We start from the raw sequence: 17224 nt of genomic DNA, 5'->3' as shown, positions 1-17224 counted from the left end.
CAGGACTTACGCCGACAGAACTTTCGCCAGCAGGGCTCGCGCCGGCTACTGCGGTGCCTGGCTGGCCTGCAGGGTGCGCGTCAGCAGTGCCCGCAGGGCGGCCGGGCGCACCGGCTTGAGCAGCAGCTGGTAGCCACCGCGGCGGACCTCTTCGGCCACCTCCTCGGTGCGGTCGGCGGTGATCACGATACCGGGCACCGCGCCGGTCAGGCGCTCCCCCAGGGCGTCCAGCGCCATCAGGCCGGTGACCTCGTTGTCCAGGTGATAGTCGGCGAGGATGGCGTCGGGGTCATCGTCCAGATGGCGCAGCACCGACTTGGCGCCACCGATGGAGGTGGCGGTGAACACCTCGCAGCCCCAGCCCGACAGCATCGCCTTCATGCCCTCGAGGATCAGCGACTCGTTGTCGATACACAGGATGCGCTTGCCGTCGAGCTTGCTGGCGACCTTGCGCGCAGGCCGGGAGTCCGTGTCCTCGGCCGGGGCCTTTGCCTCGACCCTGGGTACGCTGACTGAGAATACCGTGCCCACGCCGACCCAGGAGCGCACCCGGATGGGGTGGTCGAGCACCCGGCTCATGCGGTCGGCGATGGATAGGCCGAGGCCCAGTCCCTTCTCGCTTTCCTTGTGGCGCGAGGCCTGATCCAGGCGACGAAACTCCTGGAAGATCTCGGCCTGCTTGGCCTCGGGGATGCCGGGGCCGCTGTCCCATACCTCGATCAGCAGGCGCTCACCGCGCCGGCGAATGCCCAGCAGCACCCGGCCCTCCTGGGTGTAACGGATGGCGTTGGACAGGAAGTTCTGGATGATTCGGCGCAGCATCTGGCTGTCGCTGTCCACCCACAGGGCCGACCCCACCACCTTGAGGTCCAGGCCGCGATCTTCGGCCATCACCGCAAACTGGGCCTGCAGCGGGCGCAGGATGTCGGTCAGCGCAAAATGGCTGCGTCTGGGGGTCAGCGCGCCGGCGTCCAGCTTGGAGATATCCAGCAGGGTGCCGAGCAGCTCTTCGGCGGACTGCAGTGAGCTGTCGATATGGCCGATGGTGCGCTTCATGTCCTCGGCGCCCATGTCCTGGGACAGCGCCGAGGTAAACAGCCGCGCCGCGTTGAGTGGCTGCAGCAGGTCATGGCTGGCTGCGGCCAGGAAGCGCGTCTTGGAGGCGTTGGCGTCCTCGGCCACCTGCTTGGCCTGGCGCAGGGCCTGCTCGGCTTCGGCGCGCACTCGGTTCTCCTGGCGCAGCGCGGCGTTGGCTTCGGACAGGGCCAGGGTGCGCGAGCGTACCCGCTCCTCCAGGGTCTCGTTGGTTTCCTTGAGGGCGATCTCGGCCCTCCGGCGCTCGGTAATGTCCTGGTAGAGCGCGAAGAAGCCGAGGATCGCGCCGCTGTCGCCGAAGTGCGGAGTATAGGTCACCAGCATGTAGCGCAGGCCTTCGTTGGTGATCTCGAGCGACACCTCGAAGCTGACCCTTTCGCCACTCAGGGTGCGCTGAATCCAGGGAATGCGCTCCTCGGCCATGGTCTCCGGAATCACCTGGGTCACCTTCTTGCCGATGACCTCGTTGCGGTTGATGTTGAAGGCCTGCTCGTAGGCACGGTTGGTAAAGAGGTAGCGACACTCCCGGTCGAAGTAGGCGATCAACGCCGGCACGTTGTCGGTATAGATGCGGATATTGTTTTCCGAGCGGATCAGCGCTTCTTCGGTGCGTTTCTGCTGGGTGATGTCCTGATAGGTGTAGACGAAGCCGCCACCGGGCATGGGGTTGCCCTGGACCTCCAGCACGCTGCCGTCCTGGCGATATCGCACGTAGCGGTGGGGCTGGCCCTCGCGGATGTTGTCGAGCAGCAATTCCACGTGCTCTTCCGGGTCGCCGGGGCCGTACTCGCCGTTATGGGCGTTGTAGCGGAAGATGCGGTCGATCGGTGCGCCGACACGGATCAGGTGGTCAGGGAAGCGGAACAGCTCCAGATAGCGCTGGTTCCACACTACCAGGCGCAGGTTCTGATCCACCACGCTGATGCCCTGGTTGATGTTCTCGATGGTGGCCTGGAGCAGGGCGCGATTGAACTCCAGCACCTGGGAGGCCTCATCGACGATGGAGATGACGTCGGAGATGCCGATGCCACGCCCCTGCAGCGCGGAGTTGACGACGATGCGCGCCGACGAGGCGCCCAGCACCGAGGCCAGAAAGCGCTCGGTGAACTGGATCACGTCGATGGACGCTCGGGCACTGTCTTCCAGCGCCTTGCCGTTGCGCCGGGCGTAGTCCGAGAAGGCGCGGTCGACCTGGCCGGCGCTGAGGAAGCGCTGGCACAGCACCTTCAGGTCGCCGACCGTGGTAGCCCCGGTCCAGGGGCGATTGACCGAGGTCTGGCGGGTCTCGACGCTGTCGACGAACAGCGACGCCTGAATCCGTTCCACCACCCGCTGAGGGGTTACCTGGGAGACAAAGATGTAGGCCACCAGGTTGACCCCCAGCGACAGCATCACGCCGTGGGTAAAGCTGTCACCCACGTGCAGGCCGAACAGCGAGGTCGGTGACAGCCAGGCGATCCCCTGCGGCCCACCCTGGAGCCAGCCGGCGGGCAATACACCGGCGTTGATCATCGCTGGCAACAGCAGGGTGTAGGCCCAGATGGCGAAGCCCGCGTTCATGCCGACGATGACCCCCAGGCGATTGCCGCGCTTCCAGTAGAGCCCGCCGATCAGCGCCGGGGCGAACTGGGCGGCGGCGGCGAAGGACAGCATGCCGATGGAGGCCAGCGAGGTGAATTCGCCGATCAGCTGATAGAAGCCATAGGCCATGGCCAGGATCACGGCGATGGTAATGCGCCGTGCCCGCAGGACCAGGCGTCCGTAGTCGCGAGCCTTGGTGTCGAACCAGCGCATGCGGAACAGTGCCGGGATGACGATCTCGTTGGAGATCATGATCGAGACCGCCACGGCGGCGACGATGACCATGCCGGTGGCGGCGGAGAAGCCGCCGATAAAGGTCAGCAGGGCCAGCCAGCTCTGGTTGGCGGCCATCGGCAGCGACAGCACATAGGTATCGGGTGATACGTCGGTGCCGGCGAAGATGGTCAGGCCGGCGGCGGCCAGCGGCAACACGAAGAAGGCGAACAGCACCAGGTACAGCGGGAACATCCAGCGCGCGCGGGCGGCGTCGTCGCGGTGGGTGTTCTCCACCACGGTGACGTGAAACTGACGCGGCAGACACAGGATCGCCAGCATGGCCAGCAGGGTCTGGGCCCAGAAGCTCTGGCCGAAGTCCTGCTGGGCCAGTTGCCGCTGCAGCTGCAGGTGGGTGTCGGCCCGGGTCATCAGGTCCTGCAGGCCATCGAACATGCCCCAGGTGACGTAGGCGCCGAGGATCAGGAAGGCTACCAGCTTGACCAGCGACTCGAAGGCCACCGCGTGGATCAGGCCCTCGTGGTGCTCGGTGGCGTCGGTATGGCGGGTACCGAACAGGATGGCGAAGATCGCCATGACGATGGCCACATAGAAGGCGGTGTCACCGAACAGCGGCGCCTGGGTGATGTCGGAGGCGTCGGTGAGCACGGCAAAGGACGTGGACACGGCCTTCAACTGCAGGGCGATGTAGGGCAGGGTGCCGATCAGCGCGACCAGGCTGGCGAAGGCCGCCAGAGACTGGGTCTTGCCGTAGCGAGAGGCGATGAAGTCGGCGATCGAGGTGACGTTCTGGTGCTTGGCGACCCGCACCATCTTGGCCAGTACCGGCCAGAACAATAGAAGCGTCAGTACCGGACCGACGAAGATGCTGGCGAACGACCAGCCGGAGGTCGCCGCCTGGCCCACGGCGCCGTGGAAGGTCCAGGAGGTGCAGTAGATCGCCAGCGCCAGGCTGTAGACCAGCGGGCGACGATGGCTGGCCCCCAGGTGGCGTGCACGACGATCGCCGCGCCAGGCGATGGCGAACAGCACGGCGATGTAGAGCAGTGAAACAGCGATCAATAGCCAACCGGCAAACATGGGCACCTCCTCGACGTCAGCGGCCATTCTAGGGCATTGGCGGCCTGCTCGGCAGGGGCGCAGCGTGGTTGCCTCGATTCGGGCGCCTGAAGCGCGAAGCATTGACGGAATTTTGCGCCATCAAGGGAAAGGCATTGCCTGGTCTCAAGGCCTTGGATCGCGACTAAGGTGGATTGCACCTTTGTAGTGATAGACCATCGGCTAATATTCCAGGAATGTTTGTAAGTTGCTGAAATATTTAATGTAATGGTTTTCTTGGTGCGGTGCATTTATGCTTTTCGACTAAAGTTATCGTTCCAGGAAAGGCCATTTTGTCTAGTCTGCTTCTCGAGCCTTTGTGTCGTCTTTGCGGCGGCATTTGGCGATCAAACCACTTCTTGAGGGTAGCCTTATGCTAGACAAGAGCGCACAGGCCTACTGGAAACGAAACATACGAACCATCCTCGGCTGTCTGGCCGTATGGTTCATCGTCTCCTATGGCTTCGGCATTCTGCTGGTGGATGTACTCAACAATATCCAGTTCTTTGGCTTCAAGCTCGGCTTCTGGTTTGCACAGCAGGGATCCATCTACACCTTTATCGTGCTGATCATTTTCTATGCCTGGAAGATGAACAAGCTCGATGAAGAGTACGACGTCCACGAACAGTGACACCCGCAAAATAACGTCAATGAACGGGAATTGATTCCATGGATGTACAACTACTTACCTATATATTTGTAGGGGCGTCCTTCGCGCTCTACATCGGTATCGCGATCTGGTCGCGTGCCGGGTCTACCAAGGATTTCTACGTCGCCGGCGGCGGCGTCCACCCTGCCGCCAATGGCATGGCTACCGCGGCAGACTGGATGTCGGCGGCCTCTTTCATCTCCATGGCGGGTCTTATCGCCTATCTGGGTTACGACGCCTCGGTCTACCTGATGGGCTGGACCGGTGGCTACGTCATGCTGGCCATGCTGCTGGCGCCTTACCTGCGCAAGTTCGGCAAGTTCACGGTGCCGGACTTTATCGGTGACCGTTACTACTCGAATATCGCCCGTACCGTGGCGGTCATCTGCGTTATTTTCGTGTCCTTTACCTATGTCGCCGGTCAGATGCGCGGCGTCGGTATCGTCTTCGCCCGTTTCCTCGAAGTCGAGGTCAATCTGGGCGTGGTCATCGGCATGGTCATCGTGTTCTTCTACGCGGTGCTCGGTGGCATGAAGGGCATCACCTACACCCAGGTGGCCCAGTACTGCGTGCTGATCACCGCCTTCATCGTGCCGGCGGTGTTCCTGTCGATCATGATGACCGGCCACGTGCTGCCGCAGACCGGGCTCGGTGCCACCTTCGTCGATGCCGCCGGCAACGACAGCGGCCAGTACATTCTCGATCGTCTCGACGGTCTGCTGACGGATCTGGGCATCACGCCCTACACCGACGGCAGTCAGCCGATGATCAACGTGTTCTTTATCACCGCAGCCCTGATGTGCGGTACCGCGGGTCTGCCCCACGTCATCGTGCGCTTCTTCACCGTGCCGCGGGTGCGTGACGCCCGGGTCAGCGCCGGCTGGGCGCTGGTGTTCATCGCACTGCTCTACACCACCGCTCCGGCGGTCGGCGTGTTCGCCCGCACCAATATCATCGAGACGGTACACGAGACCAGCTACGAAGAGGCACCGGCCTGGTTCAAGAGCTGGGAAGGCGTGGGCCTGATCGGCTGGCTCGACAAGAACGACGACGGTCGGGTGCAGATGGGGCCGGGCGCGCCGTTCGAGGGCAAGCCGACCTTCGAAAGCGGCCCGCTGGAAGAGGAAACTCCCGGCGAGCACGGGCAGCGGGTGGTGACCAATACGCCTACCGACAGCCCCAACGAGGTCTATATCGACCGCGACATCATCGTGCTGGCCAACCCCGAGATCGGCGGCCTGCCGGCCTGGGTGATCGCCTTGATGGCCGCCGGTGGCGTGGCCGCGGCGCTGTCCACCGCAGCCGGTCTGTTGCTGGTGATCTCGGCGGCGGTGTCCCATGACCTGATCAAGAAGCAGATCAATCCCAACCTCAGCGAGAAGGGGGAGCTGCTGGCGGCGCGTAGTGCTGCTGCGGTGGCGGTGGTGGTAGCCGGCTACTTCGGCATCAACCCGCCGGGCTTCGTGGCCCAGGTGGTGGCCTTTGCCTTCGGTCTTGCTGCCTCGTCCTTCTTCCCGGCGATCCTGCTTGGCATCTTCGACAAGCGCATGAACCGCGAAGGGGCCATCGTCGGCATGGTGCTGGGTCTGAGCTTCACTTTCATCTACATCGTCTACACCAAGTTCATCAACACCGATCCTTCGATCTGGTGGTTCGGCATCTCGCCGGAGGGTATCGGTACCCTCGGCATGATCCTCCACTTCGTTGTGGCCTTCGTGGTCTCGCGGGCAACCGCGGCACCGCCGGAGCACATCCAGGAACTGGTGGAGAACGTGCGTGTGCCGAGAGGCGCGGGTGAGGCCCACGCTCACTAGAGCGGGCCATCAGGCAGGGGCGTCGGACCACCATCCGCCGCTCCCTGCCAGACGACAACACTCCCCGACCCCGGCCTCGCCGGGGTCGGTCATGGAGCAGACATGATCGACATCGACTTCACTCATCCACCGTTTTCATTGCTCGACGAGGCCGAGCGCGAGCGGGTCCTGGGCGGGCTGGATATCGCCTACTACGGGCGGGATGACGTGATCCTCGATGCAGGGCAGTCCGGCGAGTTCGTCTTTGTGATCCACAAGGGCGAAGTCGCCGAACTGGACCCGGCCGAGGGCCCCGCCGGGGGGCGCATCGGCCACTACACCGGGGGCGATCTGTTCGGTGCCATCAGCGTGATCAACGGCCAGAGCCGTTACCGCTTCGTCGCCGAAGAAGAAAGCCTGTGTTACCTGATGCCGCACACCTTGTTTCTGTCGCTGTGCGAGAACAACGCCGCCTTCTCGGACTACTTTCACCAGCGCCTGATCAGCAAGACGCGCTTGCTGGCCGAACGTCGCGCCGAGGGCGGCGTCACCCTGGCCGGATTCATGCTCGCCCGGGTGAACGAGTGCATGCGTGAGCCGCTCAAGGTCGGCTCGACGACATGCATTCGCGACGCCGTGCTGACCCTCAAGGACAAGGGCGCCGACAGCCTGCTGGTCGAGACGCCCGACGGTCCTGGCATGCTGACCAAGACCGACCTGCTCGAGGCCCTGGTGCTGGAGGGGTGCGACGGTGATGCCGAGGTCGGTGGTATCGCTCATCTGTCGCTGGTGACGGTGGATGAAAGCCAGTACCTGTTCGAGGCACTGATCGAGATGACCCGCCACAAGGTGGCCAGGGTGGTGGTGCTTCAGGGCCAGCGGCTGATCGGTGTCGTGGAGCTGACCGATGTGCTCAGCTTCTTTTCCAGCCGCAGCTACGTGGTCAGCCTGCAGGTCGAGCAGGCGACGACCCTGGCCTCGCTCAGCGAAGCAAGTCAGCGTGCGCCGGAGCTGGTCGAGGCGCTGATGGCCCAAGGGGTACGCATGCGCTTCGCCATGGGCATGCTGTCGGCGCTCAATGGGCGCATCATCAGCAAGGCCTGGCACTTCTCGATGCCGGCCCCTCAGCGCGAGCGCGCCTGTCTGCTGGTGCTCGGCAGCGAAGGGCGCGGCGAGCAGATCCTGAAGACCGACCAGGACAATGCGCTGATCCTGGCCGATGACCAGCAGTGGGACGAGCTCAGCGCAGATACCGCGCGGTTCACCAGCGTGCTCGACGATCTGGGCTATCCGCGCTGCCCGGGCAACATCATGGTCTCCAACCCCCAGTGGGTCGGCACCCTTGCGCAATGGCGCGCGCGCATCCGTCGCTGGGTCAGCGAACCCGACGGAGAAAGCCTGATGCGTCTGGCGGTGCTTGCCGACGCCTCGGGGGTGGCCGGTGACTTTGCCCTGGTGGACCGACTCCACGACGTGCTGATCGAAGAAACACGGGGCAATGAACTGTTGCTGACCCATCTGGCGAGGGGAGTGTTGCGGTTCTCGACGCCCTTGACCCTGTTTGGAACGCTGAAGAAGCCCGAGCACGGCGTCGACATCAAGAAGGGTGGCATCTTTCCCATCGTCCACGGTGTTCGCACCATGGCGCTGGAGTGCGGGCTGCGCGAGACCTCGACCCACGACCGGCTGGCGGCGCTGGCGTCACTCGGGCGCATCGAGCGAGTGGTGGCGGAGGATCTCGGCGAGGCGTTGTCGCTGTTCTGTGAGCTTCGGCTTCGGGCGCAGCTGGCCTACCGGCGCGACGATGCCCGGGCCACGGACGCCCCGGACAGGGTGGTGGTGCAGTCGCTCAATTCGCTGGAGCGGGACTTGCTGCGCGAGGCGCTGCACCTGGTCAAGGAGTTCAAGGCCAGCCTGTCCCACCGCTATCACCTGGAGTATGCATGAGTGTCGAGGCAGCCCCCCAGGGCAAGCTGCCTTGGCGTCAATGGTTTCGCTTGGGAGAGTACCCGATGCTGAGAGCGATCAGGCGTGTGGCCGACAGGCGTCGGCAGGCCGATGGCGATTTCGCCTGGCTGTTCAATCCCTATACCGGCGACGAGCTGGTGTCCCTGGACTGCGAAACCACCGGCCTGGATACCCGTCATGCGGAGCTGGTGTCCATCGCTGCGGTGCGCATTCGTGACGATCGCGTCTTGACCAGCGAGTCGCTGGACCTGCGGCTCGCGCGTCCTGCCAGTCTGAGTGGTGACTCCATCTGTATCCATCGCCTGCGTGGGGTCGACCTGGAAGGCGGCCTCGAGGTGCGCGAGGCCTTGACGACGCTGCTGGAATTTATCGGCAATCGCCCATTGGTCGGCTGGTGTATCGACTTCGACCTGGCCATGCTGGATCGCTACCTGAAGGCGGAGTTTGGCTTCTCGCTGCCCAACGCCACCATCGACGTGGCCCAGCAGTACCGCAAGCGGCTGCGCCGAAGTCACCCGGAAATCGAGGTGCAGCCGACCTTTGAACAATTGGCAGAGCGACTTGGAGTCCCGATCATGGGACGCCATACGGCCCTGGGCGACGCCGTCACCACGGCGCTGATGCATCTGCGCCTGGAAAGCGGGGCACTCACGGCGCCATCGCGCTGACCCGTTGCCGTCATCCGCGCTGACCCGTTGCCGTCATCCGCGCTGACCCGGTGCCACCCGCACCGGCAACCATTCACCTGCAAGGAGATCCTGTCATGAGTCTGCACGCCATGTTGACCCTTCTCGAGCCCACGCTGCTGGCGCTGGGCCTGGTCTCGGTGCTGGTGGCCTACCTCCAGTACTATCGCCGTACCCGGGACCTGTGGGGCATGGTCAAGTTCTGGGAGAAGCGACTGACCCTGACCGTGCGCGAGTTTGGCTGGCAACGTGCCGGCATCCTGCTGCTGTTGCTGGGCGTGGTGGTGCGCTATCTGCTGGCGCTGAACGTCGTCTAGGGCTTGTCTGAAAAGTGCCCGCGCTCGGTAATACGGCGTTAAAAATCGGATCAACATGCTCATTTACACCCCGTAAACTGCGCTTTCTCACCGATTTTTGCCTTGTCTAACCTTCGCTCGTCGACTTTTCGGACAGCGCCTAGGGCCTGGCTGACAGGCACTTGCGTTCTTCGACTTGCCGGACCAGACCAGACCAGACCAGACCAGGCCACGACGCGCAAGGGCGCCACTACGGCGGTGTCGTCCCTGGCGGTTTCCGATGTGCCGCCGACGAAAAGCCCCCCCCCCTTATTGTCCTCGCCGGGGTAAGCGGTCGCTGACCTCTTCGCCACTAAAGCGTCCGGATGGTAGACTGGCGCCTCTTTCATTTTCAGCCGTGATGTCCCGCTCCCATGTCGCCACAGTCCGCCTCCGCCACCCTGTTCGATCCCCGTACCCCCGAGGATGACCATCTCTCGATCGATGCCGGCGACAGCCCGGCCGACCCTGCTGCGGATGGCGACCAGACGGAAGCTCACGTTCAGGCCAAGGCACGGCGTGAGTTCAACAAGCTGCAGAAGCGCCTGCGCCGCCAGGCCGGCAACGCCATCATCGACTACGGCATGATCCAGGAAGGCGACAAGATCATGGTGTGTCTGTCTGGTGGCAAGGACAGCTACACCATGCTCGAGATCCTGCGCAGCCTTCAGCGCAACGCGCCGGTCAACTTCTCGCTGGTGGCGGTGAATCTGGATCAGAAGCAGCCGGGCTTTCCGGAGCATGTGCTGCCGAACTATCTGGACAGCATCGGCGTGGACTACCACATCCTCGAGCGCGACACCTATTCGGTGGTGAAGGAGAAGACGCCGGAGGGCAAGACCACCTGCGCGCTCTGCTCACGCCTGCGGCGCGGCTCTCTCTATGGCTTCGCCGAGGAGATCGGGGCGACCAAGATCGCCCTGGGCCACCACCGCGAGGACATTCTCGAGACGCTGTTTCTGAACATGTTCTTCGGTGGCAGCCTCAAGGCGATGCCGCCCAAGCTGCTCTCCGACGACGGCAAGAACATCGTCATCCGCCCGCTGGCGTACTGCCGCGAGGCCGATATTCAGGCCTACAGCGAGGCGATGGAGTTCCCGATCATCCCGTGCAACCTGTGTGGTTCCCAGCCCAACCTGCAGCGCCAGGTGGTCAAGGAGATGCTGGCCGAGTGGGAGGTCAAGCATCCCGGGCGCCTCGAGAGCATGTTCAAGGCGGTGACCAATGTAGCGCCGTCGCAGCTGGCGGATCGGCAACTGTTCGACTTCGAGGGGCTGGAGGCCGTACAGGCCGAACGCCAGGCCCGGCGCATCGACGTGGTGGATGCCGGCTGATCTCGCCAACAGCGAATGTGCATGACGCCATGACAGCAAAAGAGGCCGCATCTCCGGATGCGGCCTCTTTCTTGTCACACGCCATCTACTACGCTTTGCTTTCCAGATCCTGGGTACCGGGCGCTGCTGGCCAAGCCCGGCACACTGCCGCCAGGCCCGCTCAGGTAACTTCGGTGTCGGCCAGGGTCGACAGCGCGGTCAGGTCGAGGATATTGACCTCACGTCCCGATACCGCCACCAGATCCTGCTGCTGGAAACGCCCGAGGATACGGCTGACCGTTTCCACCGCCAGCCCCAGGTGATTGCCGATGTCGGCGCGGGACATGGACAGGCGGAAGCTGAACGGTGAATAGCCGCGGCGGCGGAAGCGGTCCGACAGGCCGAGGAAGAAGCAGGCCAGGCGCTGATCGGCGGTCTTGCGTGACAGCAGCTGCATCATCCGGCGGTCCTCTCGCAGCTCCTTGCTCAGGGTGCGAAACAGCTGGGCACGCAGCTCCGGTAGGGTCTGGGTCAGCGCATCGAGGCGGTCGAAGGGAATCTCGCACACCGTTGTGGTCTCCAGCGCCACCACGCTGCCGGGATAGCGGCCGTCGTCGATGCCATCCAGACCAACCAGTTCACTGGGCAGGAAGAAGTTGGTCAACTGAGCTTCGCCGCTGCCTTCGGTGGTGATCTGCTTGAGACTCCCCGATCGGACCGCGAAGACGCTGGTGAAGCGATCTCCCTGCTCGACCAATCGTGTGCCTTTCTTGATCGGCGGGTGACGACGGATGATGGAATCGAAGCGCTCGAGGTCGGCGGTCTCCAGCGACAGCGGAAGGCACAAGGAACTCAGGCTGCAGGACTCACAGCGAGTCTCATGCAGCATGGGACGCCGCCGATCTTGGGCCGTAGGACTCATTCGCAGCTCCTGTGGATCTGGGATCGATATTGACTGGGCCATGGGGAGAACAGACGTCGCCCGTACAGCACGTTGATGGCACTATTCTACACCCTCAGATCAGCTAAAAGTGGCGTCTACCTCTTTAGGATTAATAACTTAGAGGTAGGATGCGTCATTGATGCAGCCCAGTCCAAAGTTGCCAGACGGCAAAGGCGATGATCATGCCAGCGGCGACAAGGCGTGTTGCCCGATGCGCCAGCAGGGCCTGCATTTGTCTGGCGGCGAGGCCCGTCACCACAAGCGCCGGAAGCGTACCAAGACCGAAGCTCGCCATCAGCAGTGCGCCCTCGAGGGGCTCGGCCCGTGCCAGGCTCCAGGCCAGCATCGAGTACACCAGGCCACAGGGCAGCCAGCCCCAGATGGCGCCCAGCGCCACCGCCTGGGGCAGACGCACCACCGGCAACAGGCGTCTGCCTGCGGGTTCCAGGTACCTCCAGAGGTGACGTCCCAGTGCCTCGACGTGACGCAGGCCTTTCCATAGATCGGCAATGTAAAGCGCCATCAGGATCAACATCAGGCTGGCGACGATCTGCATCAGGCCACGCAGGGTCGGCGAAAGGCCGATCACCGAACCCAGGGCGGCAACTAGAGCGCCCGCCACACAGTAGCTGGTGATACGACCTACATTGTAGCCGAGCACAAGTGTGCTCACCCGCCAAGGTTGACGCATGCTGGGTGGGATGGCAAAGGTCAGGGCGCTCATGATACCGCCGCACATGCCAATACAGTGTGCACCGCCGAGCAGGCCAAACACGAAGGCCGCCATCATGGGAGGCAGTTCCAGGCCGGTAGGGTTCACTCAGGCCCTCTGGACGATGGACCACGATCGGATGTCTGCGCAGGCGTTTCGGAAGAGGAAGCGCCGTCATCGGCACCGCGAGTGTCGTCCTCATCCTCGAACAGGATGCGATAGGCGGGGCCTTCGAGGTCCTCGAACTGGTCGTTGCGCACCGCCCAGAAGAAGGCCCAGACCGCCAGGCCCAGCAGGATCAACGACAAGGGTATCAACAGGTAAAGGATGCTCATGGGCCGGGGCTTGCGGTGACGGGTGAAGGCGTCGCGGTCCGCCTGGTGCGTCCACGTCGCAGACGCAGGGCATTGCCGATGACCAGCAACGAGCTGAGTGACATGCCGATGGCGGCAAGCCATGGGGGCACGAAGCCCAGCGCCGCTGCGGGCAGCGCCACGACATTGTAGAGCACCGACCAGGACAGATTCTGGCGAATGATGCGACGGGTCTGACCGGCCACCTCGATGGCTTCGACGATACCCGTGAGCGGTTCGCCCAGCAATACCAGATCGGCGCGGGTGCGGGTGAGGTCGCTGGCCCCGGCCATGGCGATGGCAAGGTCGGCGCCGGCCAGTACCGGCACGTCATTGATGCCATCACCGACCATGGCCACCTTTTCACCCTGTGCCTGTCGCGCCTTCAAGTGCCCGAGCTTGTCCTCGGGGGTGGCCTCGCCACGCCACTGATCGACGCCCAGCGTGCGGGCAAGCTGGCCGACGTTGACTGCGCGGTCGCCCGACAGGATCTCGATGGCAAGCCCCCGCTGGGCGAGGGCGGCGAGGGTCTCGGCGGCGTCGTCACGGGGCTGATCGTCGAGCTTGAACCAGGCCTGGGGCTTGCCTTCGCAGGCCAGCAGCAGCCAAAGCCCTGCGCCAGGGAGCTCAGTAACGGGTTGGCCCAGGCAGGCAAAACCCGGCTGGCCCAGTCGCCAGCGCCGGCCGTCGATCACGCCTTCCACGCCCTGACCCGGGTGATTGCGCAGTTCGCTGGCCTGGCAGCTGGCGTCGCGCCAGGCAGCGAAGGCACGGGCGATGGGGTGCTCCGAGCCGGTCTCCAGTGCCGCCGCCAGGGCCAGATGCCGGCGCTTGGCGGCAGGGTCCATCTCGCCATTGTTGGCGCTTCCTTCGTCGTCGCTCAGCGGCCGGTGTTCGGCGAGTTGCATGCGACCCCGGGTCAGGGTGCCGGTCTTGTCGAAGACGACGCGATCGAGACAGGCCAGGGTCTCCAGCGCATCGGCTCGGGTCACCAGTACCCCGGCACGTCTCAGCCGACCGTGGGCCACGGTCAGGGCGGTGGGGGTCGCCAGCGCCAGGGCGCAGGGGCAGGTCACCACCAGTACCGACAGGGTGATCCACAGGCTGCGGCTAGGGTCGATCAGGCTCCAGACCAGCGCCACCAGGGCGGTGATGACCAGCAGGTTCAACACGAAGCGATGGGCCACCTGCTCGGCCAGGCGGGCGATACGTGGACGATGGGCGAAGGCACGGTCGGTGAGATCGAGAATGCCGGCGGCGCGGGTGTCGTCGCCGACGCGGGTGACCATCACTTCGATCGGGCTGTCCATGCACAGGGTACCTGCGTGCACGGTATCTCCCTGGCGACGCAGGCAGGGCAGCGATTCGCCGGTCAGCAGCGACTCGTCGATCTGGGCCAGGCCCGAGGTCAGGTTGCCGTCCGCGGGGATCTGGGCGCCGGGGCTGACCCGAACCCGGTCACCCGGGACCAGCCGACTGGCGGGGATGACGCGTTCATCGCCATGCTCGTCGAGGCGCACCGCAGCGCTCGGCAGGGCACTGGCCAGGGCATTGCCGCTACGGCCGTAGTGGGTACGGGCGCGAGACTCCAGGTAGCGTCCGAACAGCAGGAAGAAGGTGAACATGCTGACCGAGTCGAAGTAGCGATCACCGGAGTCGCTCACGACCGACCAGGTGCTGGCGATAAAGGCACCACCGATGGCCAGGGCCACCGGCACATCCATGCCCAGCACGCGGGTTCGCAGATCGCGCAGGGCGCCGACGAAGAAGGGTTGGGCCGAGTACAGTACCACCGGAGTGGTCAACGCCAGCGATAGCCAGGCAAACAGACGCTCGAACTCGCTACTGAGATCACCGCCGTCGACGTAGTGCGGGATGGAAAACATCAGCACCTGCATCATGCCGACGGCCGCCACGATCAGGCGTCTTATCATCTGGCGCGACTGTTGCTTGAGCCGCTGCTGAGCCTGGTCCGGCTCGTAGGGCTGGGAGGGATAGCCGATGGCAGCCATCTCGGCCAGCAGGCGCGACAGCGACAGGCGTTCGGGATCCCAGCGCACCTGAAGGCGATGCTGGGAAAGATTGACAGCGCAGCTCTCCAGGCCGTCGAGGGCATTCAGGCGGTGTTCGATCAGCCAGGCGCAGGCGGCGCAGGTGATGCCATCCACCGCCAGGGTCGCTACCTTGGTGTCGCCATCCTGACGCACGAAACGATCCTGCAGGCCCGGATCGTCGAATACCTGATAGCGGGCCTCGTCGGCGGGTGTCGGCGATGGGCGCTCCGGCAGGGCGGTGCGAAAGCGATAGTAGCTGTCCAGGCCGCCGCCGACGATGGCCTGGGCCACCGCCTCGCAGCCCGGGCAGCACAGCGGATGGCGCTGGCCATCCAGGGTGATCGACCAGGGTGCTGTGGCCTCCACCGGGGCGCCACAGTGGTAGCACGAGGCCGCCATCAGAGTCCCGGTGTCAGGCGCACGGAGGTCTCCCGCGGGAACTCTGCCTCGCCGGTCAGGCGCCATTCAGGCTGTCCTGACGCGCCTTCTGCGTGGGGCTGCAGCTGAAGGTACCAGCGATAGCGCAGATTGCGGTCGAGGGTGCCGACATAGTGGCCTGCACGGGTGTGGGTCAGCACCAGTGCCCGGTCGCGGGCGCCATCGGTGGGGAACTTCAGCGCCAGATCCAGCCGCTCTGGGCGTTCGTCGCCATCGAGCGTTACCACCACGTCGCCGGTGGTGGCGTCGATGCGCAGCTCGGCCGCCAGCCCCAGCGCCTCGGCACGTTGCTGCTTTTCGAGCTGGACGTTGATGGCCAGACCTTCCTTGTAGTAATCGTCCGGCACCGAACCGTCGAAGTAGCGGATCGAGAAGGCCAGGTAGACCATGCTGAAGGTGACCGACGACAGCAGCAGGGCGATCAGGAACCAGGGCCAGAACTGCTTGTACCAGGGCGGCACCTGGGGATCGGACAGGGACATCAGGGGGTAACTCCTATAAAGCGGCTTTCACGTTCGATGGCCACGGACGGATCGTCCTCGGCGAGGACGCGAACGCTGATATCGGCACTGCGTTGTTCCATCTGATCAGGATTCACGCTCAAGGTCATCACCAGTTGGCGGGACTGGTTGGCGGGAACCTCGATGGCGGTGGTGTCGCTCTCGAGACCCTCGATGCCGGCTACCTCGATCACGTAGCGATGAGGGCGGTTGTCGAGGTTACGCACGGTCATGGCGTAGGAGTTGGCGATGCGTCCATCGGTCAGTGTCTGGTAGAGCCGAGCGCGATCGCGCTCCACATCCACATCCAGCGGTGTGCGGTCGGCGATGGTCCAGACGAACAGGCCGATCATCACCACCAGGGCGACCAGGTAGCCGATCAGGCGTGGTCTCAACAGGTGGGTCTTGTTGCCGTCGAGGGCGTGCTCGGTAGTGTAACGCACCAGGCCACGGGGGTAGCCCATCTTGTCCATGACGCTGTCGCAGGCGTCGATGCAGGCGGCGCAGGTGATGCACTGGTACTGCAGACCGTCGCGGATGTCGATGCCGGTCGGGCAGACCTGAACACAGAGGTCGCAGTCGATGCAGTGGCCAAGGCCCTGCTCTGCCGGGTCGGCGTTGCGCTTGCGCGGGCCGCGAGGCTCCCCGCGGTGGTAGTCGTAGGACACGATCAGGGTGTCGCGATCGAACATCACCGACTGGAAGCGGGCGTAGGGGCACATGTACAGGCAGACCTGCTCGCGCAGCCAACCGGCGTTCAGGTAGGTGAAGACGATAAAGAAGCCGACCCAGAAATAGGACCAGCCGCTGGCCGACAGGGTGGCAAGGTCCGTCATTAGGCCACCGATCGGGGTGAAGTAACCGACAAAGGTGATGCCGGTGACCGCCGAGATGATCAGCCAGATGGCGTGCTTGGCACTCTTGCGCCAGGCCTTGTCGGCGTCCCAGGAGCGTTTGTCGAGCTTGATGCGACGATTGCGCGGCCCCTCGATACGGTGCTCGACCCAGATGAACAGGAAGGTCCAGACGCTCTGGGGGCAGGTGTAGCCGCACCATACTCGACCGGCAAAGACGGTGATGAAGAACAGGCCGAAGGCGCAGATGATCAAAAGCCAGGACAGCAGCACGAATTCCTGGGGGTAGAAGGTGGCGGCGAAGATATGAAATTCGCGCCCCGGCAGATCAAACCAGACCGCCGGTCGATCACCCCAGGGAATCCAGGGCAGCAGCAGAAAACCGAGCATCAGCGCCCAGTTGGCGACCCGACGGACACGCTGGAACACGCCTTTGATCTCGCGTACGTAGATGTGCCGGCGGCTCTCGTACATGCTCTGGCTGTCGGGGGAATGGTGCGACACCGCAGGGTCGGTGACGTCGTGGGCAGGGATCTTGTCGCTCATGGCAGACTCACATCGCGTCGATGGGGCCGAAGCCCCAGTCTAGCGATTGACGGGTAGGTGGGTGGCGAGTGC

13 protein-coding genes are annotated in these 17224 nt (G+C 64.2%); 6 read left to right on the top strand and 7 right to left on the bottom strand.

What is annotated here, in order from left to right:
* Nucleotides 1-45 precede the first annotated feature (45 nt).
* On the bottom strand, nucleotides 46-3990 hold the full coding sequence (locus KUW00_RS03220; protein ID WP_222568207.1) for a NahK/ErcS family hybrid sensor histidine kinase/response regulator: 3945 nt from the start codon (nucleotides 3988-3990) through the stop codon (nucleotides 46-48).
* Between the two features lie 391 nt (nucleotides 3991-4381).
* On the opposite strand from KUW00_RS03220, the gene KUW00_RS03215 reads away from it, so the two are divergent.
* From KUW00_RS03215 to ttcA, 6 genes are all read left to right on the top strand, one after another.
* Nucleotides 4382-4639, top strand: coding sequence for a DUF4212 domain-containing protein (locus tag KUW00_RS03215; protein WP_045992160.1), 258 nt, complete (start codon nucleotides 4382-4384; stop codon nucleotides 4637-4639).
* Between the two features lie 38 nt (nucleotides 4640-4677).
* A complete protein-coding gene (locus KUW00_RS03210; RefSeq protein ID WP_108131315.1) occupies nucleotides 4678-6471 on the top strand; it encodes a sodium:solute symporter family protein in 1794 nt (597 codons plus the stop codon).
* Between the two features lie 102 nt (nucleotides 6472-6573).
* A complete protein-coding gene (locus KUW00_RS03205; protein WP_222568206.1) occupies nucleotides 6574-8397 on the top strand; it encodes a DUF294 nucleotidyltransferase-like domain-containing protein in 1824 nt (607 codons plus the stop codon).
* Nucleotides 8394-9086 (top strand): 3'-5' exonuclease, encoded by a 693-nt coding sequence (locus tag KUW00_RS03200; RefSeq protein WP_308812406.1) that lies wholly within the window; start codon nucleotides 8394-8396, stop codon nucleotides 9084-9086. The genes KUW00_RS03205 and KUW00_RS03200 overlap by 4 nt, the downstream gene beginning before the upstream one ends.
* Nucleotides 9087-9181: 95 nt before the next feature.
* Nucleotides 9182-9421, top strand: a complete 240-nt coding sequence (locus tag KUW00_RS03195) for a hypothetical protein (protein ID WP_239452527.1) — start codon at nucleotides 9182-9184, stop codon at nucleotides 9419-9421.
* A gap of 392 nt (nucleotides 9422-9813) precedes the next feature.
* On the top strand, nucleotides 9814-10773 hold the full coding sequence (ttcA, locus tag KUW00_RS03190) for a tRNA 2-thiocytidine(32) synthetase TtcA (protein WP_222568205.1): 960 nt from the start codon (nucleotides 9814-9816) through the stop codon (nucleotides 10771-10773).
* 160 nt (nucleotides 10774-10933) lie between these two features.
* Here ttcA and fnr read toward each other — a convergent pair whose 3' ends face one another.
* The 6 genes from fnr to ccoG all read right to left on the bottom strand — a co-directional run bounded on the left by fnr (nucleotide 10934) and on the right by ccoG (nucleotide 17152).
* Complete coding sequence (gene fnr / locus KUW00_RS03185) at nucleotides 10934-11674, bottom strand: fumarate/nitrate reduction transcriptional regulator Fnr (protein WP_045992157.1); 741 nt, start codon at nucleotides 11672-11674, stop codon at nucleotides 10934-10936.
* A gap of 154 nt (nucleotides 11675-11828) precedes the next feature.
* A complete protein-coding gene (locus KUW00_RS03180) occupies nucleotides 11829-12515 on the bottom strand; it encodes a sulfite exporter TauE/SafE family protein (RefSeq protein ID WP_108131317.1) in 687 nt (228 codons plus the stop codon).
* Nucleotides 12512-12742 carry a cbb3-type cytochrome oxidase assembly protein CcoS gene (gene ccoS / locus KUW00_RS22310; RefSeq protein WP_231498447.1) on the bottom strand — a complete coding sequence of 77 codons (231 nt, stop codon included), beginning with the start codon at nucleotides 12740-12742 and terminating at the stop codon, nucleotides 12512-12514. Before ccoS ends, KUW00_RS03180 begins: the two co-directional genes overlap by 4 nt.
* Nucleotides 12739-15213: a heavy metal translocating P-type ATPase gene (locus tag KUW00_RS03170; RefSeq protein ID WP_222568204.1), complete on the bottom strand. Its 2475-nt coding sequence runs from the start codon at nucleotides 15211-15213 to the stop codon at nucleotides 12739-12741. Before KUW00_RS03170 ends, ccoS begins: the two co-directional genes overlap by 4 nt.
* A complete protein-coding gene (locus KUW00_RS03165) occupies nucleotides 15213-15734 on the bottom strand; it encodes a FixH family protein (RefSeq protein WP_045992153.1) in 522 nt (173 codons plus the stop codon). Before KUW00_RS03165 ends, KUW00_RS03170 begins: the two co-directional genes overlap by 1 nt.
* Nucleotides 15734-17152 (bottom strand): cytochrome c oxidase accessory protein CcoG, encoded by a 1419-nt coding sequence (ccoG, locus tag KUW00_RS03160; protein ID WP_261391950.1) that lies wholly within the window; start codon nucleotides 17150-17152, stop codon nucleotides 15734-15736. Before ccoG ends, KUW00_RS03165 begins: the two co-directional genes overlap by 1 nt.
* Nucleotides 17153-17224 lie beyond the last annotated feature (72 nt).

It is taken from the genome of Halomonas sp. DP5N14-9 (genome assembly GCF_019802175.1).
Classification (GTDB): domain Bacteria; phylum Pseudomonadota; class Gammaproteobacteria; order Pseudomonadales; family Halomonadaceae; genus Halomonas; species Halomonas litopenaei.
This window is presented reverse-complemented; position numbering and strand designations above follow the sequence as displayed.